Below are 2,947 nucleotides of genomic sequence, written 5' to 3'. Positions count from 1 at the left end.
CGGTGGCGGTGGTTCGTCAGGCGGTGGCGGTGGCGGTGGCTCGTCAGGCGGTGGCGCATTGCCATCAGCAAAGGATAAAAATTCAAATATTGCCTATTGGCATGCTTATAGTTTGGGTGGTCACTCAAATTATGGAGATAGTCCCGAATCTGCATGTTCTGGTAGAGGCTATGATGGTTCAAGCTTTTTTTATGAAAATGGTAGTTGTTATGGCGGGGATACTAAGGCGAAATGGTCTTGGGGTTTAGAGCCAATTTATAAGCATCAAATTAAATCAGAATCTTCTTGCCATAAAGGTTATCGTCAAATAACAAAAAATTCGGGTGGTACATTTTCCGTTTTGTGTACTACAAAGGCTAAAGATACGAATTTTGGCGGCTCGTCTGTCGGTTCTTTAGGTGGAAATTCATCAACATCGAACAATTCAACTTCTTCAAGTTCATCCGGTTCGGGCGCGGGTGGTGGCGGATCCGTTGGGGGTGGCGCGTCAAGCAATAAAGCAAATGGCGCGGGTGCAGCCGCCGGCGGGAATGGCGCAAACGACGCAGGTCGTGCGCCGTCCGCTGGCGGTGGCACTGCGCAAAATTCATCTGATTCGAGTTCGAATAAAACCGATTCGTCAAATACTGGTCAGGGCAATTCAAAGTTGGGCGGTTCTGATGATATGGGTAATAAATCAGGTGCTTCATCGGGTGAATCGAATGGGTCTAAAAAGGCTGATTCTGATGGTAATTCGGGTGGTAATGCTGATGGTAATGGGGATGGTTCAGGAAGTGAACAATATGGGCTTCCTGACGTTCCTGACGTGCCTGATGGCGGCGGTGAGCCTGATTGGGGTGGGATTAAGTCGGATGGTAATTTCGGGACGTTTTCGCCCTCTTCTGCTTTTGTTACTGGTGGTCAGTGTCCTCAAGATATTTTGCTTGATTTTGGGCAGTTTGGTCGTCATTCATTCTCGTGGTCGCCTATTTGCGAAGCTGCCCAAAGGTTGAGATATGTATTTATAACGCTTGCCTATTTTATGGCAGCCATGATGGTTTATAAGACGGTCAATTCTATGAGGGGTTAAAAATGCCGGCTCTTGCAGCTTTTTTAGGTGGTTTGTTTAGGGTGCTTTTCCAGTATTTGGGACGCCTGTTTTTGGCGTTTTTGCCTAGCCTGAAAAACCTATTTTTCCAGCTTCTTTTAGGGCTGGGTGTGACGCTCGTCTCGTATGAAGGGCTTTCGGTGGCTACTGATGGCATATTGAACTACGTCGCCGATAACTATTTCAGAATGCCCGCCGATTTGATTGGCTTGCTCGGATTGGCTGGCATACCTGAAGCCATGAATATTATTTTTGGCGGGTTTGCCTTTTCGTTTGGTATCTGGTCGTCTTACCGCGCTTTTAAATTTATAAAATAAGGATTAGTCATGATTACTTTGATTACAGGTGTTCCCGGTTCGGGCAAAACTTTGTCTGTCGTTTCAGATTTGGCAAAAAAGGTTAAAAAAGAATGGGCGGGTCGTAAAATTTTCACGCATGGCATACCCGATCTGGTAATTCCTACTGAAAAAATTCCTGAAGGTCATACCATAAATGACATGAATGTTTGGCTTCAGTATCCTGAAAATAATGGCTCTGTCGTCATTATTGACGAAGCGCAAAACATTTTTCCGCCGCGTTCTTCGGGTTCTAAAACGCCTGAGCTTGTAGAATGGCTTCATGTTCATAGACATTCGGGTGTCGATATTATTCTAATCACGCAAATGCCTGGTCGTATTGATAAGCACGTTAGAGATTTGGTAGGCGCGCATTACCATATTCATAAAACGCCTTTGGGTGTGCGTATGCGTTATTTTTGGGATTATTGTGAAAACAGTCCAAAATCAGGGATGAAAAACGCCCGTCCTGAAGTCTATAAGTTTGATAAAAAAGCGTTTGGTCTCTATAAGTCTGCTGAGATACATACCAAAGTAAAAACGCCTAAAAGCCGTGTTCTTTGGGTTATTCCGGTTGCTTTGGTTGTGTTTGGTATAACTGCCTATATGGGATATTCTCTTTTGTCGGGTTTGGGGTCGTCTGAAAAATCTGATTCAGAAAATTCATCTGTGTCGTCTGTTGTTGACGTTAAGTCAGATGATTTAAAAAAAGGCGTAAATAATAAATCTGTTCAGGCAGGGAATCAGATGGGGGCGCAGATAGCACCGAATCAGAATAAAAATCTTACTGAAGATATGTTAAAGCCTAAAATCGAAGGCATGGTTGAGTCAAAGCCGTTGTACGATTCGATTAGGCAGGTAAAGCAGCTTGAATATCCTGTTGCGTGTATATCGGGCGGTAAATCGGGCTGTTCCTGCTATTCATCTCAAGGTACGGTTATCAAAGAGATAGACAAAAAAACCTGTAATGAATATGCAAAAAACGGCATGCCGTTTAATCCATATAAAGAACCAAATAGGGATGTTGTTCAAAATGCAAATGTTCAGCCAATGAATGATAATTCCGGTCAGGTGGTTAGTCTTGGCGGCAAAAGTCCTCAAAATTTGATGTACGATGGCTATGTTGAAGCGGGACAGAAGTTTGCAGCGCGTGGCGGGGTGGTTGGTTCAAGTAATTGATTAAAATTGAATGGAGTGTTTTTTAATTATTTTCAGCTTGTTGAGTCATCGCCGGCTAAATTTTCGTTAATATAAAAGGTCGTCTGAAATCCAGACGACATTTATTTTTAAGGAATTGGGATTTAAAGAGTCAAGGGGGAAGGTTTGTAAAGATTGGGCGTGATTTTTGCCCAATCTTTATGAATACCCCCTTTACTCTTTAAAGCACAAAAGCACGCTTGTGGTAGGTGGGCAGGAAGGGTTTTGTTTCCTGCCCGCCTGCCACGTGGCGAACGTCCCCGAAGGGTCGCCGAAGGCAAGATTGTGGGGTGTGTAATTTAATAAACTGGACAAAAAAGTACATTAT

3 protein-coding genes are annotated in these 2,947 nt (G+C 43.7%); all 3 read left to right on the top strand.

Annotated features, from left to right (window positions below; translation table 11 throughout):
• Window positions 1-1,069, top strand: a 1,069-nt coding sequence (locus HMPREF2954_RS12590; protein ID WP_321178144.1) for a virulence factor TspB C-terminal domain-related protein, incomplete at its 5' end; no start/stop codon positions are given.
• Between the two features lie 2 nt (window positions 1,070-1,071).
• Complete coding sequence (locus tag HMPREF2954_RS00070; RefSeq protein ID WP_070688944.1) at window positions 1,072-1,404, top strand: DUF2523 family protein; 333 nt, start codon at window positions 1,072-1,074, stop codon at window positions 1,402-1,404.
• A gap of 9 nt (window positions 1,405-1,413) precedes the next feature.
• Window positions 1,414-2,601: a zonular occludens toxin domain-containing protein gene (locus HMPREF2954_RS00065; RefSeq protein ID WP_070688943.1), complete on the top strand. Its 1,188-nt coding sequence runs from the start codon at window positions 1,414-1,416 to the stop codon at window positions 2,599-2,601.
• Window positions 2,602-2,947: the final 346 nt, after the last annotated feature.

Source organism: Neisseria sp. HMSC067H09 (assembly GCF_001814135.1).
Classification (GTDB): Bacteria; Pseudomonadota; Gammaproteobacteria; order Burkholderiales; family Neisseriaceae; genus Neisseria.
Note: the sequence above shows the minus strand (reverse complement) of the source record. Positions and strands in the feature narration are given on the sequence as shown.

Coding starts and splice junctions, on each gene's coding strand:
- HMPREF2954_RS00065 (WP_070688943.1), top strand. CDS start 1,414: ATGATTACTTTGATTACAGGTGTTCCCGGTTCGGGCAAAACTTTGTCT.
- HMPREF2954_RS00070 (WP_070688944.1), top strand. CDS start 1,072: ATGCCGGCTCTTGCAGCTTTTTTAGGTGGTTTGTTTAGGGTGCTTTTC.